This is a genomic window from Methylobacterium sp. UNC300MFChir4.1, assembly GCF_900110155.1.
GTDB lineage: Bacteria > Pseudomonadota > Alphaproteobacteria > Rhizobiales > Beijerinckiaceae > Methylobacterium.
The window spans coordinates 187,426-211,475 of the sequence record NZ_FOCS01000011.1; the positions used below are offsets into that span (position 1 = coordinate 187,426).

Annotated in this window: 25 protein-coding genes and 1 pseudogene; 7 read left to right on the forward strand and 19 right to left on the reverse strand. The window is 73.7% G+C overall.

The window, feature by feature from the left end:
• Window positions 1–98 precede the first annotated feature (98 nt).
• A complete protein-coding gene (locus BMY19_RS16730; protein WP_091977339.1) occupies window positions 99–428 on the reverse strand; it encodes a hypothetical protein in 330 nt (109 codons plus the stop codon).
• Between the two features lie 247 nt (window positions 429–675).
• On the opposite strand from BMY19_RS16730, the gene BMY19_RS16735 reads away from it, so the two are divergent.
• Complete coding sequence (locus BMY19_RS16735; protein WP_100252344.1) at window positions 676–1,533, forward strand: S49 family peptidase; 858 nt, start codon at window positions 676–678, stop codon at window positions 1,531–1,533.
• A 4-nt stretch (window positions 1,534–1,537) separates the two neighbouring features.
• On the opposite strand, the gene BMY19_RS16740 is transcribed toward BMY19_RS16735, so the two are convergent.
• A complete protein-coding gene (locus tag BMY19_RS16740; RefSeq protein ID WP_100252345.1) occupies window positions 1,538–3,256 on the reverse strand; it encodes a methyl-accepting chemotaxis protein in 1,719 nt (572 codons plus the stop codon).
• Between the two features lie 97 nt (window positions 3,257–3,353).
• Complete coding sequence (locus BMY19_RS16745) at window positions 3,354–4,439, reverse strand: NAD(P)-dependent oxidoreductase (RefSeq protein ID WP_348529856.1); 1,086 nt, start codon at window positions 4,437–4,439, stop codon at window positions 3,354–3,356.
• On the opposite strand from BMY19_RS16745, the gene BMY19_RS16750 reads away from it, so the two are divergent.
• Complete coding sequence (locus BMY19_RS16750; protein WP_100252346.1) at window positions 4,333–5,355, forward strand: P1 family peptidase; 1,023 nt, start codon at window positions 4,333–4,335, stop codon at window positions 5,353–5,355. The genes BMY19_RS16745 and BMY19_RS16750 overlap by 107 nt on opposite strands.
• 122 nt (window positions 5,356–5,477) lie before the next feature.
• Window positions 5,478–5,744: a GCG_CRPN prefix-to-repeats domain-containing protein gene (locus BMY19_RS16755; protein WP_100252347.1), complete on the forward strand. Its 267-nt coding sequence runs from the start codon at window positions 5,478–5,480 to the stop codon at window positions 5,742–5,744.
• A 66-nt stretch (window positions 5,745–5,810) separates the two neighbouring features.
• Here BMY19_RS16755 and BMY19_RS16760 read toward each other — a convergent pair whose 3' ends face one another.
• From BMY19_RS16760 to BMY19_RS30925, 10 genes are all read right to left on the reverse strand, one after another.
• Window positions 5,811–6,425, reverse strand: a complete 615-nt coding sequence (locus BMY19_RS16760) for an NIPSNAP family protein (RefSeq protein WP_100252348.1) — start codon at window positions 6,423–6,425, stop codon at window positions 5,811–5,813.
• A 106-nt stretch (window positions 6,426–6,531) separates the two neighbouring features.
• Window positions 6,532–6,813, reverse strand: coding sequence for a hypothetical protein (locus BMY19_RS16765; RefSeq protein WP_020095400.1), 282 nt, complete (start codon window positions 6,811–6,813; stop codon window positions 6,532–6,534).
• On the reverse strand, window positions 6,810–9,200 hold the full coding sequence (locus BMY19_RS16770; protein WP_100252349.1) for a response regulator: 2,391 nt from the start codon (window positions 9,198–9,200) through the stop codon (window positions 6,810–6,812). Before BMY19_RS16770 ends, BMY19_RS16765 begins: the two co-directional genes overlap by 4 nt.
• A gap of 52 nt (window positions 9,201–9,252) precedes the next feature.
• Complete coding sequence (gene rarD, locus BMY19_RS16775) at window positions 9,253–10,149, reverse strand: EamA family transporter RarD (RefSeq protein ID WP_020095402.1); 897 nt, start codon at window positions 10,147–10,149, stop codon at window positions 9,253–9,255.
• Between the two features lie 146 nt (window positions 10,150–10,295).
• Window positions 10,296–10,898, reverse strand: coding sequence for a pyridoxamine 5'-phosphate oxidase family protein (locus BMY19_RS16780; RefSeq protein ID WP_100252350.1), 603 nt, complete (start codon window positions 10,896–10,898; stop codon window positions 10,296–10,298).
• Window positions 10,895–11,227 (reverse strand): lipid-A-disaccharide synthase N-terminal domain-containing protein, encoded by a 333-nt coding sequence (locus tag BMY19_RS16785; protein ID WP_020095404.1) that lies wholly within the window; start codon window positions 11,225–11,227, stop codon window positions 10,895–10,897. Before BMY19_RS16785 ends, BMY19_RS16780 begins: the two co-directional genes overlap by 4 nt.
• A complete protein-coding gene (locus BMY19_RS16790; RefSeq protein WP_100252351.1) occupies window positions 11,221–12,012 on the reverse strand; it encodes a glycosyltransferase in 792 nt (263 codons plus the stop codon). Before BMY19_RS16790 ends, BMY19_RS16785 begins: the two co-directional genes overlap by 7 nt.
• Complete coding sequence (locus tag BMY19_RS16795) at window positions 12,009–13,730, reverse strand: ArnT family glycosyltransferase (protein WP_100252352.1); 1,722 nt, start codon at window positions 13,728–13,730, stop codon at window positions 12,009–12,011. The genes BMY19_RS16790 and BMY19_RS16795 overlap by 4 nt, the downstream gene beginning before the upstream one ends.
• Before the next feature lie 165 nt (window positions 13,731–13,895).
• Window positions 13,896–15,086 (reverse strand): cystathionine beta-lyase, encoded by a 1,191-nt coding sequence (gene metC / locus BMY19_RS16800; protein ID WP_020095407.1) that lies wholly within the window; start codon window positions 15,084–15,086, stop codon window positions 13,896–13,898.
• Between the two features lie 107 nt (window positions 15,087–15,193).
• Window positions 15,194–15,367 carry a ribosome modulation factor gene (locus BMY19_RS30925; RefSeq protein WP_012319140.1) on the reverse strand — a complete coding sequence of 58 codons (174 nt, stop codon included), beginning with the start codon at window positions 15,365–15,367 and terminating at the stop codon, window positions 15,194–15,196.
• 88 nt (window positions 15,368–15,455) lie between these two features.
• Between BMY19_RS30925 and BMY19_RS16805 the strand changes: the two genes are divergently transcribed.
• Window positions 15,456–15,725 (forward strand): hypothetical protein, encoded by a 270-nt coding sequence (locus tag BMY19_RS16805; protein WP_056532366.1) that lies wholly within the window; start codon window positions 15,456–15,458, stop codon window positions 15,723–15,725.
• A gap of 100 nt (window positions 15,726–15,825) precedes the next feature.
• Here BMY19_RS16805 and ntrC read toward each other — a convergent pair whose 3' ends face one another.
• From ntrC to dusB, 3 genes are read right to left on the reverse strand one after another with little or no spacing between them, the layout of a single operon-like run.
• A complete protein-coding gene (gene ntrC / locus BMY19_RS16810) occupies window positions 15,826–17,292 on the reverse strand; it encodes a nitrogen regulation protein NR(I) (protein ID WP_012319142.1) in 1,467 nt (488 codons plus the stop codon).
• A gap of 48 nt (window positions 17,293–17,340) precedes the next feature.
• The gene (locus tag BMY19_RS16815) at window positions 17,341–18,483 is read right to left on the reverse strand and encodes a two-component system sensor histidine kinase NtrB (RefSeq protein ID WP_020095410.1); all 1,143 of its coding nucleotides are present in this window, start codon (window positions 18,481–18,483) and stop codon (window positions 17,341–17,343) included.
• Window positions 18,480–19,514 (reverse strand): tRNA dihydrouridine synthase DusB, encoded by a 1,035-nt coding sequence (dusB, locus tag BMY19_RS16820; RefSeq protein WP_100252353.1) that lies wholly within the window; start codon window positions 19,512–19,514, stop codon window positions 18,480–18,482. Before dusB ends, BMY19_RS16815 begins: the two co-directional genes overlap by 4 nt.
• Before the next feature lie 171 nt (window positions 19,515–19,685).
• On the opposite strand from dusB, the gene BMY19_RS16825 reads away from it, so the two are divergent.
• Window positions 19,686–21,017: a bifunctional 2-C-methyl-D-erythritol 4-phosphate cytidylyltransferase/2-C-methyl-D-erythritol 2,4-cyclodiphosphate synthase gene (locus BMY19_RS16825; protein WP_100252354.1), complete on the forward strand. Its 1,332-nt coding sequence runs from the start codon at window positions 19,686–19,688 to the stop codon at window positions 21,015–21,017.
• A 59-nt stretch (window positions 21,018–21,076) separates the two neighbouring features.
• On the opposite strand, the gene BMY19_RS16830 is transcribed toward BMY19_RS16825, so the two are convergent.
• Window positions 21,077–21,475 carry an MAPEG family protein gene (locus BMY19_RS16830; RefSeq protein ID WP_100252355.1) on the reverse strand — a complete coding sequence of 133 codons (399 nt, stop codon included), beginning with the start codon at window positions 21,473–21,475 and terminating at the stop codon, window positions 21,077–21,079.
• A 103-nt stretch (window positions 21,476–21,578) separates the two neighbouring features.
• On the opposite strand from BMY19_RS16830, the gene BMY19_RS16835 reads away from it, so the two are divergent.
• A complete protein-coding gene (locus BMY19_RS16835) occupies window positions 21,579–22,076 on the forward strand; it encodes a CinA family protein (protein ID WP_020095414.1) in 498 nt (165 codons plus the stop codon).
• 77 nt (window positions 22,077–22,153) lie between these two features.
• Window positions 22,154–22,302 (forward strand): annotated as a pseudogene (locus BMY19_RS31360) (FAD-dependent oxidoreductase); the annotation flags it as partial.
• 281 nt (window positions 22,303–22,583) lie between these two features.
• Here BMY19_RS31360 and BMY19_RS16845 read toward each other — a convergent pair.
• On the reverse strand, window positions 22,584–23,042 hold the full coding sequence (locus tag BMY19_RS16845; RefSeq protein WP_020095415.1) for a type II toxin-antitoxin system RatA family toxin: 459 nt from the start codon (window positions 23,040–23,042) through the stop codon (window positions 22,584–22,586).
• A gap of 15 nt (window positions 23,043–23,057) precedes the next feature.
• Complete coding sequence (gene lipA, locus BMY19_RS16850; protein WP_020095416.1) at window positions 23,058–24,041, reverse strand: lipoyl synthase; 984 nt, start codon at window positions 24,039–24,041, stop codon at window positions 23,058–23,060.
• Window positions 24,042–24,050: the final 9 nt, after the last annotated feature.

Genomic DNA, 24,050 nt, shown 5'->3' on the forward strand with positions numbered 1-24,050 from the left:
TTTCCGAGGCCGCCCGCAAGGTCGCAGCGCGGCTGCCGGCGCGCGTCCCGGCAGGGATGCGTCCCGGCCGGATCGGGCCGGGACGCGCAGGGCTGCGCTCAGTAGAACGTGACGTGCCGGTGGCCGTACGGGCGGCCGTAGGGCCGGCCGTGCCAGACGTGGTGACGGTGCCAGTGGCGGCGGAAATGGTGGTGCCGGTGCCAGTGATGGCGACGGTGCCAGTGGTGGCGGCGGTGGTGCCAGTGGCGCCGCCAGTGGTGGCGGCGGTGCCAGTGGCGGCGGTGGCGCCAGTGGGCCTGCTGCACCGCGGGGGCGGGCGCGGCGGCCTCGGCGCTCGCGGGGACCGGCAGGGGCGCCGCGCGCGCGGGCGCACTCGCCAGCCCGCCGAGCAGCGCGGCGAGGAGGACCAGGATCGGCCAGGGTCGCATCGTTTCTCTCCCGTGTGAGCGCCCGTCCGAGTCCAGCGGATCCGGGCCGGCACGAGGCTCGCGCCGTCGCCTGAAACGGCCAAGGTCGGCAAACGGTTCGATCCGTTCCGACTGCGCAGATGCGCCGCCCTCGCGCACCACCCTCGCGCACCGCCCTTGCGCGGGGCCGGAAAGCGCCCAGTTTCCGACGACAGGCGCTTCCGGGCCGTCTCCCGCCCGGCTTCCCGATGAGCCGCGTAAGACTCCCATGGTGTTCGCGTTCCCCGACACATTCCGCGCCCTCCTCCCGCGCCGCTTCCGGGACCGACGCCCGCGGGTCGCGGTGGTCCGACTGTCGGGCACGATCGGGGCGGTCTCGCCGCTCCGGCCGGGGCTCTCGATCGGGGGCGTCGCGGGCAGCCTGGAGCGCGCCTTCGGGATGCCGGGGGTGAAGGCGGTGGCGCTGGTGATCAACTCGCCCGGCGGCTCGCCGGCGCAGTCGCACCTGATCCACCGCCGCATCCGGGCGCTGGCCGAGGAGAAGGGCGTGCCGGTGATCGCCTTCGTGGAGGATGTCGCGGCCTCCGGCGGCTACATGATCGCCTGCGCGGCCGACGAGATTGTCGCCGACGCGACCTCGATCGTCGGCTCGATCGGCGTGGTCTCGGCCGGGTTCGGCTTCCACGGCCTCCTGGAGAAGCTCGGCGTCGAGCGCCGGGTGCACACGCAGGGCGAGGCGAAGTCGATGCTCGACCCGTTCCGCCCGGAGGAACCCGCCGACGTGGAGCGCCTGAAGCGCATCCAGGCCGACGTGCAGGACCTGTTCACCGGCCTCGTCACGGCCCGGCGCCCGGGCCTGTCGACGTCCGAGAACCTGTTCACCGGCGCGGTCTGGACCGGGCGGCAGGCGCTGCCCCTCGGCCTCGTCGACGCCCTGGGCGACGTGCGCACCGCGATGCGCGCGCGCTTCGGCGAGAAGGTCGACCTGCGCCTCGTCGCCGAGGCGCGCGGCGGCCTGCTCTCCCGCATCCTGCGCCGGGGCGGCGCGCCGGGCGGGATCGACCTGGCCGAGGGGGCGATGGCTGCGTTCGCGGAGCGCGCGGCCTTCGCCCGCTACGGGCTCTGAGGGCTCAGGCCGCGACCTGACCGAGGAAGCGCTCGATCTCGCCCTCGAGGTCGGCCGCGACCGCGTCGACGGTCTGAGCCGCCTCGGTGACCGTGGCGGCCATGCGGGCCGAGCGCCGCGCGGCGTCGGCGACCGTGGTCAGGCCGCCCGCGATGGCCTCGGTGGCGCCGGCCGTGTCGGCGACGTTGCGGGAGATCTCGGCGGTGGCCGCGCCCTGGGCCGAGACCGCCGACGCGATCCCGCCCGTGGTGGCGCTGACCGCCCGCATCCGCTCGCCCATCCGGCCGATGGCCGCCACGGCCGCCGTCGTCGAGGCCTGCACGCCGGCGATCTGGCTGCCGATCTCCTCGGTCGCCCGCGCGGTCTGCGACGCCAGCGCCTTCACCTCCGCGGCCACCACGGCGAAGCCCTTGCCGGCGGCGCCGGCCCGGGCGGACTCGATCGTGGCGTTGAGCGCCAGCAGGTTGGTCTGCTCGGCGATCTGGCGGATCAGCCCGACCACCGCGCCGATGCGCCCTGCGGCCTCGGCGAGCTCGCCGATCTCGGCGTTCATGGCGTCCGACTCCGCGGCGGCCGTGGCCACCAGGGCCTCGGCCTGGTCGAGCTGGGTCCCGATCTCCGCGATGGAGGCGGAGAGCTCCTCGGCGGCGCTCGCGACGGTCTGGACGCTGGCGGAGGTCTCGTGCGAGCCGCGCTCGGTCTCGGCGACGGCGGCCTCCGCCTCGGCGGAGCTGGCCGCCATCTCGCCGGCCCGGGCGCGCATCGCGCCGGTGCTGGCGGTCAGCGCGTCCTTCAGGCGGACGATCTGGCCCCGGAACGCCTCGATGGCGCGGTCGAGGGCGGCCCGCCGCCGCGTCTCGTCGGCCGCGCTCGCGCTCTGCAGGCTCTCGAGCTCCCGGGTCCGCAGGCCGGAGACGCGCAGCACCTCGAGGGCGCGCGCCACCGTGCCGATCTCGTCGCCGCGCGCCGCGTGGGGGATCGCCGAGTCCAAGTCGCCCGCCGCGAGGGCCTCGATCCGCGCGGCGATCGTCGCGAAGGGCCGGAACAGTCGCGCCGCCGCCAGCCCCACGAGGGCGCAGGCCAGCACCGCGATGATCAGGGCGGCGACGCTGAGGCTCGTCATCGTCTGGGCATGGGCGTCGAAGTACATCTCGATCGGCAGGCCGACGAACAGGATGCCGTTCACCTTGCCGGCGGCGTCGACCGTCGGCTGGTACACCGTGTGGTAGCGCCACCCGAACAGGGTCGCCGGCCCCTCGTAGGTTCGCCCGCCGCGGATCGCGGCCTGGGCCGGGCTGTCGCCGGCGAGCGCCGTGCCGACCGCGCGGGTCCCGTCCTCCCGGCGCACGGTGGTCTGGCGCCGCACGAAGCTGTCGGAGGCGGGCTCGTAGCTGAACACCGTCGCCAGGCCGCCCGAGTAGGCGACGGCGTCGTCCACGACGCGGGCATCGGCGAAGCCCGACAGGCTCGGCGTCGACACCCGGGCGACGCGCACGCCGTCGAGATCCGCCGCCGCGCCCTCGACCCGCGCCGCCAGGACGAGCGCCAGAGTTCTCAGGTTGCGCTCGCCGTTGGTGCGCTGGCGCGCCTCCATCTGCGACCAAGTTTGTCGCGAGACCGTAATCCAGATGGCGCCGGCGGTGAGTGTCACGGCGAGCATCGCCAGCAGGATGACTTTCGTCGACAGAGTCATCCTGCGCAGCGAATAGGAATGTGTGCGCATCTATTGGTATCCGTGCCTATAGCCGGCCGGACACTCTGTCGTGAGGTTGAAATGACGGGTTAAGGTTCGCCAGAAAGGCGAGCCATTGCCGCAGATTTCAACCCTGCCCTGCGCGCCGGGCGGAGACGCGGGCGAGCGCCGCCAGATCCTTCTCGCCGTCGCCGTGGCTGATCGCCTCGATGAGACCGTCCCGCAGCACGCTGGCGAAGGGCATCGGCACCCCGGCGCCCTCGGCCGCCTGCAGGGCGAGCCGCACGTCCTTGGCCCCGAGCCTGAGGATGAAGCCCGGCGGCTCGTAGCGGTTCTGTGCGATCGAGGCGCCGTAGCCCTTGTAGACCGGCGAGGCGAACAGCGTGTTGGTCATCAGGTCGAGGAACTCGGCGCCCGGGACGCCGTGGCCCTCCGTCAGGGCGCAGGCCTCGGCCATGGCCTCGATCGCCGAGATCAGCATGAAGTTGCCGGCGAGCTTGACGGCGTTCGCCCGCGTCGGGTCGTCGCCGAAGCGCCAGGTCCTGGCGCCCATCGCGTCGAGGAGTGGGCCGGCGCGGTCGATGAGGGCTCCCTCTCCCGCCGCAACGATGTTGAGCTTCCCGGCCTCCGCCACGTCCGGCCGCCCGAAGACCGGGGCCGAGACGTAGGGGACGCCGGCCCGCGCGTGGACGGCGGCGAGCTGCTTCGCCAGGGCCACCGAGACCGTGCTCATCCCGATATGCAGGCCGGGGCGCTCCGGCCGGTCGAGGAGGCCGCCGGCCACGATCACGGCCTCGAGGGCCGCGTCGTCGGCCAGCATGGTGATCACGGCGTCCCCGGCGAACGCCTCGGCGGCGCTCGCCACCGGGGTGACGCCGTCGATGCCGCGCGCGGCCTCCGGCGAGCGGTTCCAGGCGCGCACCGTGTGGCCGGCCCGGGCGAGATTGGCCGCCATGGCGCGACCCATCCGCCCCATCCCGATGAATCCGACGTCCATGCCGTGCTCCTCGACGCGCTGTGCCGTCTGCCAACCTGGGAAACCCCGGCCGGCGGTCAACGGCCCCGGCCGGATTTGCGGCGCTCGCACGGCGTGGCAAGCTCGGTCCATGCCGCAGAATCGCATCACCGACATTCCCGGCCTGCGGGTCGGCCACGCCACCGACCTGCGGCTCGCCAGCGGCGTCACCGCGATCGTGTTCGATGAGCCGGCCATCGCCGCGGTCGACGTGCGCGGCGGCGGGCCGGGCACCCGCGAGACCGACCTGCTCGACCCCGAGCGCACCGTGGAGCGGGTCGACGCCTTCGTGCTCTCCGGGGGCTCGGCCTTCGGCCTCGACGCGGGGGCGGGCGTGGCGGCGTGGCTCGCCGAGGCCGGGCGCGGCTTCCCGGTCGGTGCCATGCGGGTGCCGATCGTCCCCGGGGCGGTCCTGTTCGATCTCCCCAACGGCGGGGACAAGGCCTGGGGCCGCTATCCGCCCTATCGCGAGCTGGGCTTCGAGGCCGCCGCGGCCGCGGCGGAGGATTTCGCCCTGGGCTCGGTCGGGGCCGGGACAGGCGCGCGCACCGGTCGACTGAAGGGCGGGATCGGATCCGCCTCGGCGCACGTCCCGGGAACGGGCTTCCGCGTCGGGGCGCTCGCGGCCGTGAACGCCTTCGGCAACGCGACGATCGGAGCCGGGCCGCATTTCTGGGCGTCGCCCTTCGAAGAGGGCGACGAGTTCGGTGGTCTCGGCGCGCCGGTCCGGGTGCCGCCGGAGGCCCTCGCCTTCCCGGCCCGGGCGCTGCCGGGCGCCGCCACGACACTGGCCGTGGTGGCGACCGACGCGGCGCTGACCAAGGCGCAGTGCCGGCGCCTCGCGGTGGCCGCGCAGGACGGACTCGCCCGCGCGCTCGTGCCGGCGCACACGCCCCTCGACGGCGACCTAGTCTTCGCCGCGGCGACCGGCGCCGTGCCCCTCGCCGAACCGGTGGTCGACCTCGCCCGCCTCGGCGACGTCGCCGCGCGCGTCCTGGCCCGGGCGGTGGCCCGCGGCGTGTTCTCGGCGACGAGCCTGCCCGGGCACGCGCCGTCATTGCCCCTGGCCGGCACGGGGCTTCCACCGGCCTGGCGCGACCTGTTCGGCGCCTGATCGGCGGCCCCGCCCGCGCGCGGAACGATGCCGCGGGCACGGGGTTACCGGCCGCGGCCGGAGGCCGCGACGCGGCCCGGATCGCCCGGGGCCGCGCCCAGTGCCCAGCGGGAGAGAACCTCATGAGAATGACCGGCCTGATCGTCGCCGCGTCCGTCGCTCTGTTCGCCGGCGGAGCCCAGGCGATGCCCGTGGCACCGCTGACCGGCGGCGACGCCGCCGTCACCCTCGTCCGCGGCGGCTGCGGGTTCGGCGCCCATCGCGGGGCCTACGGCGGCTGCCGCCTGAATCGCGGCCCGCGCGGTGCGATCCGCCGCGCCGTCACCGGCGCTCCCCGCGGCTGCCCGCCCGGCCTCTATCGCGGCCCGCGGGGCGTCTGCCGCCGCTGAGTGACGGCGCTGGCGCCGCCTCCTGGGGTGGCGCCAGCGCGGGTTGCGGCTCTCGAGGGATGGCGGTCAGCGCAGGGGCGAGCGCCCCTGGGGGAGCGCGATCGTCGCGGTCGCCTCGGCGATCTGGTCCGGGCCGCCCTTCGGCGGCCAGATTCCCGCCTCGTAGGCGCGGGCTCGCAGCGCGGCCCGCTCCTCGAGGCTCGGGAAACCCCAGACGTGCGTGATGCGCGGCGCGCCGTCGAGGGCGTACATGTTGACGACGAGGTGCTGCGTGTAGGCGCGTGCCGGCCCGATCGCGGCCTCCCAGGCCGCGAGGGTCGGCGGCAGGCCCCCCGGCTTCTGGCGATAGGTCCGGATCTCGTACACCCCGCCCCGGTCGCCCGTCCGGATCGGCGGCAGGAAGGGGAACGGGGCGTAGCTGTCCATCTCCAGCGCGGTGATCACGTGCCCGGCGTTGAACGGGTTGGCGCTGAGGAGGGCGCGCCGGCGCTCGGCGGTCATGTCCTCGGGCGCCGCGAAGCCGCGCAGCACGATCAGGCGCCCCAGCGTCCCGATCTCGGTGCGCCAGCAGCCGACCAGCTCGCCCTTGGCGTCGGGATCGTCCAGCCAGGCCTCGACGCCGGCCGAGACCTGACCCACCGCGAGCAGCGGGCACGAGAGGGTCGCGAGTTCGTACAGCATGGGCGCCTCGGCGACGTCGTCCCGTCGACGTCACGCCGTCAAAGCGGGAGAACGTCTTTCGTTGCCATCGGGACGCGCGGACCAGCTCCGCGCCGCCGGCCGAGCCTCACAGCTCGGCGCGGGCATCCTCCAGCAGCTGCGCCAGCCCGCTGTCGACCTCCTCGGCGAGCATCGTCCGCTCGGCGTCGGTGAGGTCCTTGGCCCAGGCGCCGCTGCCGAACCCGTCCGTGCAGCGCGCCCGCTCCGAGGCGATGTAGGCCTCGGTCTCGACCGGCCTGGTCTTCATCGCGTGGACGAAGCCGAACCATGCCGCCCGCTCCACCACCGCGAGCCGCGCCCGCAGCCGGATGGCCACCGCCTTCTCCGGATCGATCCCGTCCGCGCTCATCGTGGTTCTCCCGCGTCCTTCTCGGCGAGCCGATCCAGCAAGCCCTGGAGCTGCCCCGGCACCGGCTCGGTCGCCGAACGCGCGTAGAGGACGCGCAGTTGCCGGCCGATCTCCGCGAGGCTCATGGAGCCCTTGGCGATCACCCGGTCGGCCTGCCGGTTCAGGCTCTCCTTCTCGGCCGCCGTGACCTCCTTGGCGGTGAGCACCACCACGGGCACGTCGCCGTCGGGCCGCGACCGGAGGGCCCGCAGGAAGCCGAACCCGTCCATCTCGGGCATCATCAGGTCGAGCAGGATCAGGCTCGGCCGCGCCTGGCTGACCCGCTCCAGGGCGATCCGGCCGTTCTCCGCCTCGTCGACGGTCCAGCCCTCGCGGCCGAGCGACCGGCGCAGGCGCTCCCGGGCATCCGCGTCGTCGTCGACCACGAGGACCCGCGCCTCGTTCGGCGCCGCGGGCCGGTAGCGCTCCATCAGGCCCTTGAGCCGGTCCCAGTCGATCGGCTTGACGAAGTAGTCGGTGGCGCCGAGCGCCTGGCCGAGCCCCTGCTCGGCCACCACCGAGGTCATGATCACCGGCGTCCCGGCGAGGTCGGGGTCGTTGCGGACCGCGTGCAGGACCGCCCAGCCGTCCATGCGCGGCATCTCGACGTCGAGCAGGATCGCCCGCGGCTTCAGGGCCCGGGCGAGCGTCAGGCCGGCGCGGCCGTCGTTGGCGGTGCGGACGTGGAAGCCCTCGCGCTCCAGGAAGCGCTGGAGCAGCTCGCGGGCGGCCGGGTCGTCGTCGACCAGCAGCACCGTCTCGTGCTCCTCGTGCGGCTCCACCGGCGTGTGCGCCTCGGCCTCGGTCGGCGGCGCGTCCTCCGGGCGCAGGGTCGCGGGCAGGCGGATCGTGAAGGTCGCGCCCGCGCCCGGGGTGCTGGCGACGCCGATATCGCCGCCCATCGTCCGGCAGAACGCGCGGGTGATGGCGAGCCCGAGGCCCGTCCCGCCGAACTGCCGGGTGGTCGAATCGTCGGCCTGGACGAAGCGCTCGAACAGGCGGTCGATCTGGGCCTCGGTCAGGCCGATGCCGGTGTCGGCGACCGCGAAGGACAGCCAGTCGGCCCCAGCCTCGCGGTGCCGCCGCACCGTCAGGGTGATCGTCCCCCGCTCGGTGAACTTCGCGGCGTTGCCGATCAGGTTCAGCAGGCACTGGCGGATCTTGGTCTGGTCCTGGTGCATGGAGCCCAGGCCGGTCTCGCCCGCCGCGCCGGCGTCGAGGACGAAGCGGTTGCCCTTCTTCTCGACCAGGGATCCGGTGGAATCGCAGACGTCCCGGAGCAGGTCGGCCACCGTGAAGGACTCGGCCGAGGCGGTCATGCGGCCGGCCTCGATCTTCGAGATGTCGAGGACGTCGTTGATCAGCGACAGCAGGTGACGGGCGGCCGCCTCGATCTTGCGCAGGTCCGGCAGGAGGGCGGCCTGGCCGATATCCTCCAGCTCCTCGCCGAGCATCTCGGAATAGCCGATCACCGCCGAGAGCGGCGTGCGCAGCTCGTGGCTCATGTTGGCGATGAACTGGCTCTTCGCCCGGTTGGCCGCCTCGGCGGCCTGTCGGGCGCGCTCCACCGCCTCCTCGGCCTCCTTGCGCTCGGTGACGTCGACGCAGGTGCCGACCCATTCCCGCAGGGAGCCGTCCTCGGCGAGGACCGGCACGCCGCGCACCTCCATGGCGCGCCAAGCCCCGTCGTGCCGGCGCAGCCTGTACTCGACCTCGTAGGTCGCGCGCGCCTCCACGCAGGCCGCCCAGGCATCGGCCGCGTGGCCCCGGTCGTCGGGATGGACGGCGTCCAGCCAGCCCCAGCCCTGGTAGGCCTCCTCGGTCTGGCCGGTATAGGTGCTCCACCGGACCTGCGGCGGCATCAGCTCGCCCGCCGCATCCGTGTTCCAGATCACAGCCGCCGAGGCGTCCACCAGCGCCCGGAAGCGCTGCTCGGAATGGCGCAGGCGCTCCTCGACCGCGCGGCGGACGGTGATGTCGGTGTTGGTCCCGTACCAGCGCAGGATCCGCCCGGATCCGTCCCGGTGGGGCAGCGCCTTCGACAGGAACCAGCGGTAGCTCCCGTCGCGGCCGCGCAGCGGGAACGTGTCTTCCCAGGACCGGCCCAGCGTGATCGCGGCGCGGTAGCGCTCGGTCACCGCCGCGACGTGGTCCGGGTGGTGGACCGTGCGCCAGCCCCAGCCCCGCATCTCGTCGAGGGAGGTGCCCGTGTAGTCGTACCAGCGCTGATTGTACCAGACGATGGTGCCGTCGGCCTCGGCGATCCAGGCGAGCTGCGGCAGCGTCTCGGCGAGGTTGCGGTAATCGGCCTCCGTGACGGATCCTGGGCCGCTCTCAGTCTCGCTCATCGACCCGACGCTGTCCCGTCACCCGCCCCGCGGCGGCTCGAACCAGTATTCCTTATACACGCATCGCGTCCGGATCCGACCGCGGGGCGGCGGGAGCCGGCGGCCGGCGAAAACGCAGGGCGTCGATCGTGTAGAGCGCGAGCGCCACCCAGATCAGCGCGAGCATCAGCGCCCGATGCGGTTCGACGCGCTCGCCGTAGACGAGGACGCTCAGGACGAGCAGGCAGGTCGGCGCCACGTACTGCAGGAGGCCCAGGGTCGTGAGCCGCAGGCGCACCGCCGCCGCGGCGAACCAGATCAGCGGCAGCGCGGTGGTCAGCCCCGTGAGCATCAGCAGGGCGCGGTCCCCCGGCGCGGCCGGCAGGAACGGCTCCGGCGACAGGACGAGCCAGACGATCGCGGCCGGCAGGAGCAGCAGGGTCTCGGCCAGGAACCCGACCAGCGCGTCGACGCCGACGATCTTCCGGGCGAGCCCGTAGAGGGCGAAGCTCACCGCCAGCGACAGCGACATCAGGGGCAGTTCCCCGGCCCACACCACCGCGACGGCGACGCCCGTCGCGGCGATGCCGATCGCGACGGCCTGCGCCGGCCGCAGGCGCTCGCCCAGCACCACCCGGCCGAAGGCCACGCTCACCAGGGGATTGATGTAGTAGCCGAGGCTCGCGTCGAGCAGGTGACCCCCGCTGACGGCGTAGAGGTAGAGCAGCCAGTTCACGCCGATCATCGCCGCCGAGAGCACCAGCAGCGCGTGGCGCTTCCGGAGCGGCAGCGGCAGGTTGAGGCGGTGGCGGGCCGCGAGGATCAGCGCCAGCGCGCCGGCGAACACGCTCGACCAGACGATCCGCTCCGACAGGATGTGGTACGGCGTGTAGGCCCCGAGCATCCGGAAATGCACCGGGACCACGAGGCCCCAGCTCAGGTAGGCGGCGAGCGCGTAGACGAGGCCCACGGAGTCCTCCCGGTCGACCCGGATGGGCGGCCGGGTCCGCGGGCTTTAGCCCGGACGGCCCGATCGCGACAGGCCGGGCGGTGCAGGGCTGCCATCCGGACCGGCGGGCCGACCCCGGGCGGCCCGGCTCGCGGACGGCGCTCCGGCTACGGCGCGATCCAGCCACCGGGCCACCCGCCGGCCAGCCGATGCCAGGCGGCCCGGCGGTGTCCGCGGCGGTCGAGATAGAGGAAATCCAGCCGCTCGGCCCGAACCAGAACGGCGGCGAAGTGCGGCCGGCCGAGCGTCGCGGCCGCGGTCTCGTCCGGCAGGCTGTAGGCGTCCCCCGCCGGAAGCGACGTACCGGGGCCGGGCTCGGCCCCGTAGCAGACCCGGCTCATCGCCCGGGACCCGGTCCAGGCCGCCTCGGCCAGAGCGTCGTCGGTGTGCAGCGCGGCGCGGCCCTCGACGCGGATCTGGATCTTCGCGGCCGCGTCGTAGGCGGCGAGGGCGCAGGCCGGATCGGCCAGGATCTCGGCGGCCTTGTCGGAGCGGCGGTCGCAGTGGAACCGGAGCGTCCCCTCGGCCGGGTCGGCGGCGCGCAGGACCACGGTGCGCAGCCGCGGCCCGCCGTCGGCTCCGAGCGTCGCCAGGGTCGGCAGGTGGAAGCCGCCACGGCCATGGGCGGCCCCGTCCGCCAGCAGCCGCCAGAGTTCCGCGAAGGTGGCGTCGAGGTCGTCGTAGAAGGCGGGCAGCGGCGTCCGTGTCATGCGGCGCCCCGCTTCCTCCGCCGCTCGCGGAAGATCAGCGCGAGGTTGCGCAGGTAGATGCCGGTGGAGAGGCTCTGGCCGATGATGATCACCGGCTCGCGGCGCACGAACCCGTAGACCAGCGTCATCATCCCGCCGAGGATCGACAGGAACCAGAACGACAGCGGCATCACGCTCCGCCCGGCCCGCTCGCTGGCGATCCATTGCAGGATGAAGCGCGATCCGAACACCACCTGGGCGACGATTCCGAACACCAGCCAGAAGTCGAGCCGGGTGACGAACACGTCGTAGAAATAGGCCGGCAGATCGTGGGCGAGCTGGATCAGCATCCGACGTCCTGGTCCGCGGGTTGGCTGGCCGGCTGCTCCGCCGGCACGCCGGCGGGGCCGGCGATCTCCTCGGGCCGCGGGTCCGCGCGCTTGCGCCGGATCAGCCACCAGACGCCGGCGAGATCCAGAAGCCCCACCCAGAGGCGGTCGAACAGGCCGTAATTGGACACGCCCGTCAGCCGCGGCCGGTCGACCACGTCGCGGTGGACGACGGAGAAGCCCTCGCGGGCGACCAGGGCCGGCATGAACCGGTGCAGGGCGTCGAAGTACGGCAGCCTGAGATACACGGCGCGGCGGAAGACCTTCAGGCCGCAGCCGGTGTCGCGGGTGGAATCGTTGAGGATCCGGCCGCGCACGCCGTTGGCGATCCGGGACTGGAGCATCTTGAAGCGGCCGTCCTTGCGGCCGCGCCGCTGGCCCTGGGCGAGGCCGGCCCCCGGTCCCGCCGCCTCCAGGGCCTCGAGCAGCGCGGGGATGAAGGCCGGATCGTTCTGGCCATCGCCGTCGAGGGTCGCGACGATCCCGCCGCGGGCCGCCAGGACGCCGCTGCGCACCGCCGCCGACTGGCCGCCGCTCCGCGCGTGGCGCAGCACCCGCAGCCAGGGGCGCCCCGCCCGGGCCGCCGCCAGGGCCGCCGGCGTGCCGTCGGTGGAGCCGTCATCCACGTAGATCAGCTCGAAGGCGAGGCCCGCGCAGGCGGCCTCGATCTCGGCCACCAGGGGCGCGATGTTGCCGGCCTCGTTCTTGACCGGAACGACGACGCTGAGATGGGGGGATCCGCTCACGGCGCCACCGCGTAGGCCGTTACGAAGACCCGGCGGCCGGTGTTGAGGTTGAAGCCCTCGACCTCCGCAAGGGGCGCGGGCGCGCCGCGTCCCACCGGCCAGGCCGCGTTGAAATCGTCGCGGTCCCGGGATTCCACGAAGAGCAGGCGGCAGCCGCCGCCCTCGAGAAAGGACCGGGCGGCGGCCCCGTCGGGCGGCAGGGCGAGGCCGGTGCCGACGAGGAAGACGAGGCTCGGCTCGCGGTAGCCGAGGCTCGCCACGAGCGGGTTCGGGCAGGGCATCCGGTCGCGCAGGGCCGCGAGCCGCGGCGAGACCTTCAGGGCCGGCAGCGAGCGCTGCGCCACGCCGAGCACCGCGGGCCCGAGCAGGGCGGAGGCCAGCACGCCGAGGACGAGGGCGCGCTCGGCCGACCCTTGCGCGAAGGCGAGCCAGGCCAGGAATGCGACCGCGCAGGCCGCGGCGAGTAGCGGGAGGGCCGGCCACGGGATCGTGTGGGCGTCGAGGCGCCAGCCGGCGAGGCAGAGGCCGAGGGTCAGGGCGACCGGGATCGCCGGCAGCAGCAGGGCCGTCAGGCGGGCGCCCCGCAGGCGCGGGTCCAGCGCGCCCCGGTTCAGCGCCACCACGGTCAGGATCGCGAGCCAGGGCATCAGCGGCAGCACGTAGTGGGGCAGCTTGGTCGGCACCGCCTCGAAGATCAGCCAGGCCGGCAGCACCGCGGCGATCAGGAAGATCACGGCGGGCTCCCGCCGCGCCCGCCACGCGAAGGGCAGGCTCATGGCGGCGAAGGCCGCCCCGGGCCAGAAGGTCGCGAAGAACACGAGCGCGTAGGCTCCGGGCGGTCCCCAGTGCCGCTCGGCCACCCCGCCGACCTTGCCGAGCATGTCGTGCCCGACCGCCTCGGCATAGAACGCGCCGCCGCTCTTCCAGGCGATCGCCGCGAACCAGGGCGCCACCAGCAGGAGCGTCAGGGCGAGGCCCGGCCACGGCCGCAGGGGCAGCAGCCAGCGGCCGGACCGCGCGACGAGCGACAGGCCGAGCGCCGGCAGCGCGACGAAGAGCGGCACCATCGGCCCCTTCACCAGGATCCCGACCGCCATGCCGAGCCAGAACGCCGCGAAGGTCGGCCACGAGACCGGCCTGCCGTCCCGCGGCGCCAGCCACGCGCGGGCGAGCGCGGCGAGGCTCGCGGTGGCGCAGGCGGCGAGCAGCGCGTCCGTCTTGGCGAGGTGGGCCTCGGCCGAGAGCATCAGGCAGGCGCCGTAGAGGGCGGCGGCGAGCAGCGCCGACCGCCGGGGCAGGAAGGCGAGCGCCCCCCAGTAGGCGAGCAGGACCGAGGCGACGGCGCCGATCAGCGACGGGATGCGGTACAGGGCGATCTGGGTGCGGGCGCCGGGCACGCCCAGCGCCTCGCCGGCCGCCACGGCGGCGGCCTGCGCCCAGTAGATCCCCACCGGCTTCTTGTGCCGCGCCTCGCCCTGGAAGCGGATATCCACGAGGTCGCCGCTCTCCAGCATCTGCTTCGAGGCCTGGGCGAAGCGGGGCTCGTCCCGGTCCATCGGCTGCAGCGAGATCTGGCCCGGCAGGAACAGGATCAGGCACAGCGCCAGCAGGGCGGCGACGGCCCTGGCATGGGTGAGGCTCAGCGCGTCGAGCCCGCGGCCGATCCGGTCGACGGGGGCAAGGCGCGGCGCGCCGCCGGCGGAGAGGCTCGTGGTCATGCCGGGCCGGTCAATCAGGAACGCGGCGCGAGGTCAAATACGGCGGTGCCGTCGCCGGTCGCCACGGCGCGCGCGCGCATCACGATGCGCGGATGTGGCGCCGCTCCCGCCGCGCGTCCCGGCCCTGAGGTTCGCCGGTCCCCGCCTGTCGGGGACGGGACTGCCCTACGACGCCGCCCGGAGGCGCGCGAAGCCGGCGTCGAGGTCGGCCTTGAGATCGGCGGTGTCCTCGAGGCCGATGTGGAAGCGGAGCGCCGGTCCGCCGGGGGCCCACCGGGTTGCGGTCCGGTAGCCCGCGCAGTCGAAGGGGATCACGAGGCTCTCGAAGCCGCCCCAGGAGAAGCCCATCCCGAAGAGCTGCAGCCCGTCGAGCATGGCAGCCACCGCCGCCTCGGGCACCGGCTTGAGGATCACCCCGAACAGACCGGAGGCGCCCGCGAAGTCGCGCTTCCAGATCGCGTGGCCCGGATCCTCCGGCAGGCCGGGATGGAGCACCCGCAGCACCTCGGGCCGCGCCTGGAACCACCGGGCCATCTCCAGCCCGGCGCGGCCGTGCTCGCGCAGCCGCAGGTTCATAGTGCGCAGGCCGCGCAGCGCCAGGAAGATGTCCTCCGCGCCGGCGCACATGGCGAAATGGTCGAAGGTGCGGCGCACGGCCGGGTAGTAGCGCGCGTTGGCGGAGGTCAGGCCGATCAGCAGGTCCGAGCCGCCGCTCAGGTACTTGGTGCCGGCCTCCACGGCGATGTCGACGCCGCGCGCGTGCGGCGGGAACAGCAGCGGCGTCGCCCAGGTGTTGTCCATGATCACGCAGGCATCGTGGGCGTGCGCCACCTCGGCGATGGCCGGGATGTCCTGCATCTCGAAGCTCTGAGATCCGGGCGCCTCGACCAGCACGGCCCGGGTGTTCGGGCGCATCAGTTCCGCGATGCCGGCGCCGATGACCGGGTCGTAGTAGGTGATCTCGACGCCGTAGCGCGCCAGCACGCCGTCGCAGAACTGGCGGGTCGGCCGGTAGGCGGAATCGGTGACGAGGAGGTGGTCGCCCGCCGACACCGCGGCCATCAGCGCGACGGTGAGCGCCGCGAGGCCCGAGGGCGTCACGACGGTGCCGGCGGCGCCGGCGAGTTCCGTCCAGGCCCCCGTCAGCGCGTCCATGGTGGGCGTCGCCGAGGTGCCGTAATTGTAGCGCCCGCGCCGGTTCTTGATCGCGTCGTAGGTCGGGTAGAGGACCGTGGAGCCGCGGTAGATCGGCGTGTTCACGAAGCCGTGCTGCTCGCCCGGGTCGCGGCCCGCGTGGACGAGGCGCGTCGCGGGCGCGAAGGTCTGCGTGGCGTCGGGCGAGGGCTTCAGGGACATCGAGGCTCGGAGATCGCGTTGCGGTGCACCGCACGAAGCGCGCCGCGCCCGGCGAGGTCAAGCCGGACGCGCGGGCTCGCAGTGCCGGGCCGCCGCGTTTTCCGCCGTCACGGCTTCTCGGGCGGATCCGAGACCACGGCCTCCTCGTAGGCCTCCATCCACGCGGCGCGCTCCTGGGAGCCCTCCGGATAGGGGCATTCGCTCACGGGCTTCCCGTAGAGGCGCGCGTTGCGGCCCTGGATGAACGGGCTGTCGCTCGCGGTGGCCTGGACGTTGGTCAATATCGCCTCCCGAAGACTTGGAGTGGGGCTTCGTTAACGGCCGCGCCGTAAATCTGTTGCCGTCTCAAGTCGCGTCCCGGGTGGTCGCTTGCGTATCCTGCGTTCCCTCCTCGGCGCCGTCCTCGTCCTCGTCTCGACGGCGACCGTCGCCCTCGTCAGCGCCGACCGGCTCGCCCATCTGGCGCCGGCGCCGGTGGTCCGTGCCGCCCAGGCCGAGCCGTCGGCGACGGGGTCGATCCCGCTTCCGGCGAAGGCCGCACCGGCGCCGAAGCCGGCCGTGCCCAGCATTCCCAACGGGTTCGACACGGAGCGGCTGCACGCGCTGATGCGCGGCGACCCGATCCTGCCGGGCCGCTGAGAGCGGGCCGGAGCGCGCTCATCCCACCCTCCGCGTGATCCCGGGGCGCGCCGCGCGCACCTCGGGACCTGGGATGTGTTGGGATCGGCCGGGGATCGCCCTACCGCGCCGTCCGGAAGACCTGCAGGTCGAGGTCGCGGACCTTCTTGCGCAGGGTGTTGCGGTTGACGCCGAGCAGCTCCGCGGCCCGGATCTGGTTGCCGCGGGTGGCGGCGAGCGCGGCGCCGATCAGCGGGCCTTCGATCTCCCGCAGGATCCGGTGATACAGCCCGGGGGGCGGCAGCGTGTCGCGATAGCCGGAGAAGTAGTCCGAGAGGTGGCGCTCCACCGCGCTGGACAGGGTCTCCGACTCGCCGTTGGCCTTGCGGGCGGCGCCGTTGGCGGCCGGCGCCGCGGGTGTCGCCAGCGGCAGCGTGTCGAGCTCGGCCTCGATCACCGGGCCGGTGATGGTCTCCTGCGGGTAGAGGGCGGCGAGCCGCCGGACGAGGTTCTCGAGCTCGCGGACGTTGCCGGGCCAGCGGTAGCGCTTCAGCCGCTCCATGGCGTCGCCGTCCAGGGTCTTCCGGGTCAGGCCCTCGCGCTCGACCAGCACGAAGAAGTGGCGGACGAGGTCCGGCACGTCCTCGGAGCGCTCGCGCAGGGCCGGCAGCCGCAGCGGCACGACGTTGAGGCGGAAGAACAGGTCCTCGCGGAAGATGCCCTGCTGGATCGAGACCCGCAGGTCCTTGTTGGTGGCCGCGATGATCCGGACGTTGGTGCGGATCGGGACGCGCCCGCCCACCGTCGTGTACTCGCCCTGCTGGAGCACGCGCAGCAGCCGGGTCTGCGCCTCCATGGGCATGTCGCCGATCTCGTCGAGGAACAGCGTGCCGCCCTCGGCCTGCTCGAACCGGCCGGCGGAGCGCTGGAGCGCGCCCGTGAACGCGCCCTTCTCGTGGCCGAACAGCTCGGACTCGATCAGGTCGCGCGGGATCGCCGCCATGTTGACCGGCACGAACGGGCCGGTGCGGCGGCGGCCGTAATCGTGCAGCGCGCGGGCGACCAGCTCCTTGCCGGTGCCCGACTCGCCGGTGATCATCACGGTGAGGTCGGTCGGCATCAGCCGGGCGAGCGCCCGGTAGATCTCCTGCATGGCCGGCGAGCGGCCGACCAGCGGGATGTCCTCGTTCTCGGGGGGCGCCCCGGCCGGCGCCGCGCCGCGGGGGCGCGAGAGCGCCCGGCCGACGATGGCGATCAGCTCCTTCAGGTCGAAGGGCTTGGGCAGGTACTCGTAGGCGCCGCGCTCCGAGGCGCGGATCGCCGTCATGAAGGTGTTCTGCGCGCTCATCACGATGATCGGCAGTTCCGGCCGCACCCGCTTGATGCGCGGCAGCAGGTCGAACACGTTCTCGTCGGGCATGACCACGTCGGTGATGACGAGGTCGCCCTCCCCCTGCGCGACCCAGCGCCAGAGGGTGGCGCAGTTGCCCGTCGAGCGGACCTCGTAGCCCGCCCGGGACAGCGCTTGGTTCAGCACGGTGCGGATGGCGGCGTCGTCGTCGGCGACGATGATGTGGCCGTTCGGCATGACTCTCTACTCAGACCTCCGACGGGGGGCCGGATTCGGGGATCGACATCACGGATCGACCGCCGATTCGCGCCCGTCCCGGGCACTCGACATCGGCAGAAGGATGCGGAACGCCGTGCGGCGCGGGGCGGGATCGCACTCGACGATCCCGCCGTGATCGCCGACGATCTTGGCCACCAAAGCAAGACCCAGGCCGGAGCCCTGCGCCTTGGTGGTGACGAACGGGTCGAACAGATCGGGCAGGAGGTCGGCCGAGATGCCCGGGCCGTTGTCGCGCACCGCCACCTCGATCGGCAGGCTGACCCGCTCGCGGGAGCCCGGAACCTGAAGGCGCAGGCCGGTGCGGAAGGCGGTCGACAGGGTGATCTCGCCCTCGACCGCGTCCGGGCCGATCGCCTCGGCGGCGTTCTTCACGAGGTTCAGGATCACCTGGATCAGCTGGTCGCGGTTGCCGAGCACCGGCGGCAGCGACGGGTCGTAGGTCTCGATGAACCGGATGTGCCGCGCGAAGCCCGACTGCGCCGAGCGCTTCACCTGGTCGAGCACCCCGTGGACGTTGACGGCGCCGCGATCCGAGGGGCGCTCGTCGCCGAACAGCTCCATGCGCTCGACGATGCGCACGATCCGGTCCGACTCGTCGCAGATCAGGCGGGTGAGCAGCCGGTCCTCCTCGGCGCCGGTGCTCTCGAGGAGCTGCGCCGCGCCGCGGATGCCGGCGAGCGGGTTCTTGATCTCGTGGGCCAGCATCGCGCCGAGCGCCACCATCGAGCGCGCCGCGCCGCGATGGGTGAGCTGGCGGTTCATCTTGTCGGCGATGGTGCGCTCCTGGAGCATCATCACCACGGCCTCGCCGTCGTCGCCGAGCGGCGTCGCGAACACGTCGACGCTGCGCTCCAGGCCGAGGCGCGGCTGGGTCAGTTCGACCCGGTACTCGCTGACGCTCGCGCGGCGCCGTCGGACCTCGGCCACGAGCGCGATGATCGGCGAGGCGAACGGGATGATGTCGCGCAGCCGCCGGCGCTGCATCAGCCGCGCCGAGTAGTCGAAGAACGCCTCCGCGGCGTGATTGCAGTGGAGGATCTGCTCGTCGGCGCCGATGGTCAGGACCGGCAGCGGCAGCGCGTTCAGGACGGCCTCGGCGGCCGTGTCGCGCCGGGTGCCGGGCTCGCGCGGGAGGGGCTCGTCGCTCACGCGGCCTCCTGCACGGGGTTCGCCGCGCCCGCGAAGGCCCGGGCCAGCAGGTTGAGCGCGATCTCCGGGTCGGTGGTGGTGAGGAGGGTCGCGCGTTCCGCGGGACCCAGCGCGCCGCCGGTCTCGGCGTAGGCGGCGAGGTGCTTGCGGGCGTGGCGCACGCCCATGTCGCGGCCGTAGAGCGACAGCAGCCCCGCGTAGTGTTCCGCGGCCAGGGCGGCCTGCGCGGCCCGGGACGGCTCCGCGGCCGGCCGGCCCGCGAGCGCCGCGGCGACTTGGCCGACCAGCCAGGGGCGGCCGGTCGCCGCACGGCCGATCATGACGCCCGCGGCGCCGGAGGCGTCCAGGCAGGCGCGGGCGCTGGCGAGGTCGGTCACGTCGCCGTTGGCAATCACCGGGATCGACACCGCCGCGACGACGGCCCGGATCGCCGACCAGTCGGCGCTGCCCTTGTAGAATTGCTGCCGGGTCCGCCCGTGAACCGTCACGGCGTTCAGGCCCAGCCGCTCGGCCCGGGCGGCGAGATCCGCGGCGTTGCGGCTCGCGTCGTCCCAGCCGAGGCGCATCTTCACCGTCACCGGGACCGACACCGCGCCCCGGACCGCGGCGAGCAGGCGCTCGGCGTGGTCGAGGTCGCGCATCAGGGCCGAGCCCGAGGCGATCCCCGTCACGATCTTGGCCGGGCAGCCCATGTTCACGTCGATCACGTCGGCGCCCCCGGCCTCCGCGATCCGGGCGGCCTCCGCCATCGGGCCCGCCTCGCAGCCCGCGAGCTGGACCACGTGCAGGTCGACCCCGGAGCCCTCGGCGCGCATCGCGGCCTCGCCGGACCCGCGCGCGAGTTCCCGGGCCGCCACCATCTCGGAGACGACCGCGTCGGCGCCGCAGCGGCGGGCGATGCGGCGCATGTGCAGGTCGGTGACGCCCGAGAGCGGCGCGAGCAGGCAGAGCGGGGCGGGATCGGTCCCGTTTGCCCCCTCCGCGGTCGCTCCCGCACGGCGCAGCGCGCTCAAATATTGGTCAGTCGTCATTCTGCACAACAATGAGGCAAAGCCGGTCCGCTGGCAAGCGGGACCGCGCGTTGATTTCGGGCCCTCCCCCGCTTAAACGACGGGCACCCTCCGCGGCAGGGTCACGGCGGCACGCCTGGCCCGCGCGCTGGCCGCCATTCCGCCCCTCAGGACGTCACGAGCTCGTTGCCCATGCCCGCCACCGGCACGCCAGCCACCGGACCCGCCAGCGCGGGAGCCGGCGTCGCCGCGGTGGTGGTGGCGGCCGGACGCGGCATCCGCATCGGCGGCGGCACCCCCAAGCAGTACCGCCGAGTCGGCGGCCAGGCGGTCCTCACCCGCACCCTGGCGGCGCTCGCGGCGGACGACGCGATCGCGCGGATCCAGCCTGTGATCGCCGCCGACGCGGCGGAGTTCTTCCGCGACTGCCTGGAGGAACTCGCGCCCGCGATCCGCGCCAAGGTCGCGCCGCCGGTCGAGGGCGGCGCGACGCGCCAGCTCTCCGTGCGCGCCGGTCTCGAGGCCCTGGCCGCCGGCGACGCGCCCGAGATCGTGCTCGTCCACGATGCCGCCCGCCCCTACGTGGATTCCGCTTTGATCGCCCGGGCGATCGCGGCCGGCCGCGACCACGGGGCGGCCGTTCCGGGCGTGCCGGTCACCGACACGGTCAAGCGCGTCGTCGACATCGCGCCCGGCATCGGCCGGGTGCACGAGACCCCGCCGCGGGAGCACCTGCGCGCGGTCCAGACACCCCAGGCCTTCGTGTTCGGCCCGCTGCTCGGTGCCCACCGGGACGCCGCCGCGCAGGGCCTCGACGGTTTCACCGACGACGGCGCCCTCGCCGAATGGGCCGGCCTGCCGGTGGTGGTGTTCGCGGGCGACGTCGCCAACCGCAAGATCACCCAGCCCGCCGACCTGATCGAGGCGGACCGCGCCTTCGCGACCGAGACCACCGCATTGCCAGCGCCGGGAGCCCGCGCCATGACCACCTACGTGACCCGCCTCGGCACCGGCTTCGACGTGCACGCCTTCACCACCGGCGACCATGTCTGGCTGGGCGGGGTGAAGATCCCCGCCGACCGCGGCGTGCTCGCCCACTCGGACGGCGACGTGGCGCTGCACGCCCTGACCGACGCCCTGCTCGGGGCCATCGCGGACGGCGATATCGGCACCCACTTCCCGCCCTCCGACGAGCGCTGGCGCGGGGCTTCCTCGGACCAGTTCCTGGCCCATGCCTGCGACCTCGTCCGTGCCCGCGGCGGCCGCATCGACCACCTCGACATCACCGTGCTCGCCGAGGCCCCCCGCATCGGCAAGCACCGCGAGGAGATCCGCGCGCGCATCGCCGCCATCGCGGGCGTCCCGCTCTCGGCGGTCTCCATCAAGGCGACGACCACCGAGAAGCTCGGCTTCGTCGGCCGGGCGGAGGGGCTCGCCGCCCAGGCGGCCGCGACGGTCCGGCTGCCCGAGGAGGACGGCCCCGCCCTCGACGCGCAGGCCGAGACCGCGATGCGGCAGGGCTGAGCGGCCAGAGGTCGGGCGCGGGCCCCTCTCTCGCACGGGAGGGGGCGTCGCGCTCCGCCTCAGGCCACCCGCACCAGCAGCGTGATCGCCGCGACGCCCAGGACCGCCATCGTCAGCAGGATGCCGCCGCCCCGGCAGGCGAACTGGCGCGGCGAGTTCGGGGGCGCGAACATCCCGATCGGGTGCAGGATCCGGGCGACCAGCAGGGCGACCAGCAGCGCCCGGACGAGCCCGTGGCTGCCGCCGCTCGCCTCCAGCAGGCCGATGACGATCAGGGCCAGCGGCACGTATTCCGCGAAATTGGCGTGCGAGCGCACGCGCCTGAGGACCGTGTCGTCGCCGCCGTCGCCGAGCAGCACGTTCCCGGAGACGCGGGCCCCGATCACCCATCCCGAGAGGCCGAGATACACGAGGGCGAGCAGCCCGGCGTAGAAGGCCGTGGTCGCGGGGAAGATCATGGAAGGGCTGTCTCCAGTCGGCGGCCGCCGGTCCTTGAGCCGGGCTCGGCCATGGGTCACAACAGGAGATAGGGCGGCGGCGCCCGAGGGGAGCCCGTTCGCGATGGTCGACGACGCAGAGCTTCTCGCCCGGGCCGAGGCGCTGGTGACCGCCTACGCGGCGGACGGGCGCACCGTCGCCACCGCCGAATCCTGCACGGGCGGCCTCGTGGCCGGGCTGCTCACCGCGGTGCCGGGCTCGTCGGCCGTCCTGGAGCGCGGCTTCGTCACCTACTCGAACGACGCGAAGGCCGAGGCTATCGGTGTGCCCATCGACCTGATCCGCCGGCACGGCGCGGTCAGCGAGCCCGTGGCGCGGGCGATGGCCGCCGGGGCGCTGGCCGCGTCGCGGGCCTCCGTCGCTGTCGCGATCACCGGCATCGCCGGCCCGGGGGGCGGGAGCGCCGAGAAGCCGGTGGGGCTGGTGCATTTCGGCCTCAGTCGGCGAGATGGCGAGACGCGCCACCTGGAGCGGCGCTACGGCGATCTCGGGCGCGCGGGCATCCGCCGCGCCGCCGTGGCCGACGCGCTCGGTCTGTTGGAGGACGCCCTCGGCGACTGATCGCGGCACGGGAAGGACGGCCCACGGGTACGGTGACGACTCGCCTCTGCCTCGTCGGCGGGGGCCCCGCCGGGACGATGGCCGGCCTGCTCTTCGTCCGTGCGAGCCTCGACGTCACCGTTCTGGAGACGCACGCGGACTTCCTGCGCGACTTCCGCGGCGACACCATCCACCCCTCCGGCCGATGGACGAGCCGGGCTTCACCGAGCGCTTCCGCGCCCTCCCCCATTCAGTCCCGCGTGATCGCCGCGTCGCTGGCGGCCGACGTGCCGCTCCGGGCGCCGCTCGCCCTGCGCCTCCTCGACGCCCTGCCGCGGCTTCAGGTCCTGCCGGCGCGGAAGATCGGGATGGTGGATGTGCGGCCCGAGCACGTGCGCGTGTCGCTGCGGGCCTGACGCCATCCCTGCGCACCGTCTTCGCGAGCGCAGCGAAGCAATCCAGGGCAACGCCACATTCGGAGGCGTCCCATTTCCCTGGGTCGCTTCACGGCGCGCGCGAGGACGGCGGCTAAGCCCGCGCCCCGTACATCCGGTTCGCCCGCCCCTCGAAGGCGTCGGTGAACTTGCGGAAGGCGCGGTCGAACATCGTGCCCATGAGGAGCCCCAGGGTGCGGCTCTTGAACTCGTAGGTGATGAAGAAGTCGACGTTGCAGCCGCCGTCGGGGCCGTCCTTGAACAGCCAGCGGTTCTCCAAGTGCCGGAACGGGCCGTCGATGTACTCGGCGACGATCTTGAGACTCGCCGGATCGAGGGTGACCCGGGTGGTGAAGCGCTCGCGGATCGCCTTGTAGCCGACGCCCATCTCGGCGATCAGCACCTGCCCGCCCTCGGGCATGTCCTGCCGGCGGATCACCCGCAGGGATTCGCAGAGCGGCAGGAACTCTGGGTAGCGCTCCACGTCGGCGACGAGGTCGTACATCTGCTGCGGCGTGTGCTTCACCGCGCGGGTGACCCGGAAGGACGGCATGGTCTTCGGATATCCTCAGGCCGAGAGCGCGGGCGACAGTTTGGCCAGGCGCGCCGCCTGCAAACGCGCGAAGTCCTCGCCCGCATGGTGCGACGAGCGCGTGAGCGGCGTGGCCGAGACCAGCAGGAAACCCTTGGCGTAGGCGGTGGTCTCGTAGGCCTTGAACTCGTCCGGGGGGACGAAGCGCACGACCTCGTGGTGCTTCTTCGACGGCTGCAGGTACTGGCCGACGGTGAGGAAGTCGACGTCGGCCGAGCGCAGGTCGTCCATGAGCTGGAGCACCTCGTTCCGCTCCTCGCCGAGCCCGACCATGATGCCGGACTTGGTGAAGATCGTCGGGTCGAGCTCCTTCACCCGCTGCAGCAGGCGCACCGAGTGGAAGTAGCGGGCACCCGGCCGCACCGTGAGGTACTTGGCCGGCACCGTTTCCAGGTTGTGATTGAACACGTCGGGCTTGGCGGCGACCACGACCTCCAGCGCCCCGTCCTTGCGCAGGAAGTCGGGCGTCAGGATCTCGACGGTCGTGCCGGGGCTCGCGAGCCGGATGGCCGCGATGGTCCGGGCGAAGTGCTCGGCGCCGCCGTCCTTCAGGTCGTCCCGGTCCACCGAGGTGATGACCACGTGGTGCAGGCCGAGCTTGGCCACCGAATCGGCGATCTTGTCCGGCTCACCCAGGTCGAGGGCGTCGGGCAGGCCGGTGCGCACGTTGCAGAAGGCGCAGGCCCGCGTGCAGGTGTCGCCCATGATCATGAAGGTGGCGTGCCGCTTCTCCCAGCACTCGCCGATATTCGGGCAGCCCGCCTCCTCGCAGACCGTGACCAGACCGTGCTCGCGCACGATCTTCTGCGTCTCGGACCAGGCCCTGGAGCCGGGCGCCTTCACGCGGATCCAGTCCGGCTTCTTGGCCTGGACGGGCTGGTCGGGCCGGTGCGCCTTCTCGGGGTGGCGCAGGCGGACCGGTCGCGGATCGTTCTTCAGGGTGTCGAGGACGACGGCCATGGGTCGGGG

Excerpts from the sequence above, each read along its gene's own strand:
- BMY19_RS16750 (WP_100252346.1), top strand. The coding sequence starts at position 4,333 with ATGCCGCAGAATCGCATCACCGACATTCCCGGCCTGCGGGTCGGCCAC.
- metC (WP_020095407.1), bottom strand. The coding sequence starts at position 15,086 with ATGTCCCTGAAGCCCTCGCCCGACGCCACGCAGACCTTCGCGCCCGCG.
- BMY19_RS16740 (WP_100252345.1), bottom strand. The coding sequence starts at position 3,256 with ATGCGCACACATTCCTATTCGCTGCGCAGGATGACTCTGTCGACGAAA.
- BMY19_RS16845 (WP_020095415.1), bottom strand. The coding sequence starts at position 23,042 with ATGCCGTCCTTCCGGGTCACCCGCGCGGTGAAGCACACGCCGCAGCAG.
- BMY19_RS16770 (WP_100252349.1), bottom strand. The coding sequence starts at position 9,200 with ATGAGCGAGACTGAGAGCGGCCCAGGATCCGTCACGGAGGCCGATTAC.
- BMY19_RS16765 (WP_020095400.1), bottom strand. The coding sequence starts at position 6,813 with ATGAGCGCGGACGGGATCGATCCGGAGAAGGCGGTGGCCATCCGGCTG.
- BMY19_RS16780 (WP_100252350.1), bottom strand. The coding sequence starts at position 10,898 with ATGACACGGACGCCGCTGCCCGCCTTCTACGACGACCTCGACGCCACC.
- ntrC (WP_012319142.1), bottom strand. The coding sequence starts at position 17,292 with ATGCCGAACGGCCACATCATCGTCGCCGACGACGACGCCGCCATCCGC.
- BMY19_RS16835 (WP_020095414.1), top strand. The coding sequence starts at position 21,579 with ATGGTCGACGACGCAGAGCTTCTCGCCCGGGCCGAGGCGCTGGTGACC.
- BMY19_RS16730 (WP_091977339.1), bottom strand. The coding sequence starts at position 428 with ATGCGACCCTGGCCGATCCTGGTCCTCCTCGCCGCGCTGCTCGGCGGG.
- BMY19_RS16735 (WP_100252344.1), top strand. The coding sequence starts at position 676 with ATGGTGTTCGCGTTCCCCGACACATTCCGCGCCCTCCTCCCGCGCCGC.
- dusB (WP_100252353.1), bottom strand. The coding sequence starts at position 19,514 with ATGACGACTGACCAATATTTGAGCGCGCTGCGCCGTGCGGGAGCGACC.
- BMY19_RS16755 (WP_100252347.1), top strand. The coding sequence starts at position 5,478 with ATGAGAATGACCGGCCTGATCGTCGCCGCGTCCGTCGCTCTGTTCGCC.
- lipA (WP_020095416.1), bottom strand. The coding sequence starts at position 24,041 with ATGGCCGTCGTCCTCGACACCCTGAAGAACGATCCGCGACCGGTCCGC.
- BMY19_RS16760 (WP_100252348.1), bottom strand. The coding sequence starts at position 6,425 with ATGCTGTACGAACTCGCGACCCTCTCGTGCCCGCTGCTCGCGGTGGGT.
- BMY19_RS16745 (WP_348529856.1), bottom strand. The coding sequence starts at position 4,439 with ATGGCCGGCTCATCGAACACGATCGCGGTGACGCCGCTGGCGAGCCGC.
- BMY19_RS16785 (WP_020095404.1), bottom strand. The coding sequence starts at position 11,227 with ATGCTGATCCAGCTCGCCCACGATCTGCCGGCCTATTTCTACGACGTG.
- BMY19_RS16825 (WP_100252354.1), top strand. The coding sequence starts at position 19,686 with ATGCCCGCCACCGGCACGCCAGCCACCGGACCCGCCAGCGCGGGAGCC.
- BMY19_RS16830 (WP_100252355.1), bottom strand. The coding sequence starts at position 21,475 with ATGATCTTCCCCGCGACCACGGCCTTCTACGCCGGGCTGCTCGCCCTC.
- BMY19_RS16795 (WP_100252352.1), bottom strand. The coding sequence starts at position 13,730 with ATGACCACGAGCCTCTCCGCCGGCGGCGCGCCGCGCCTTGCCCCCGTC.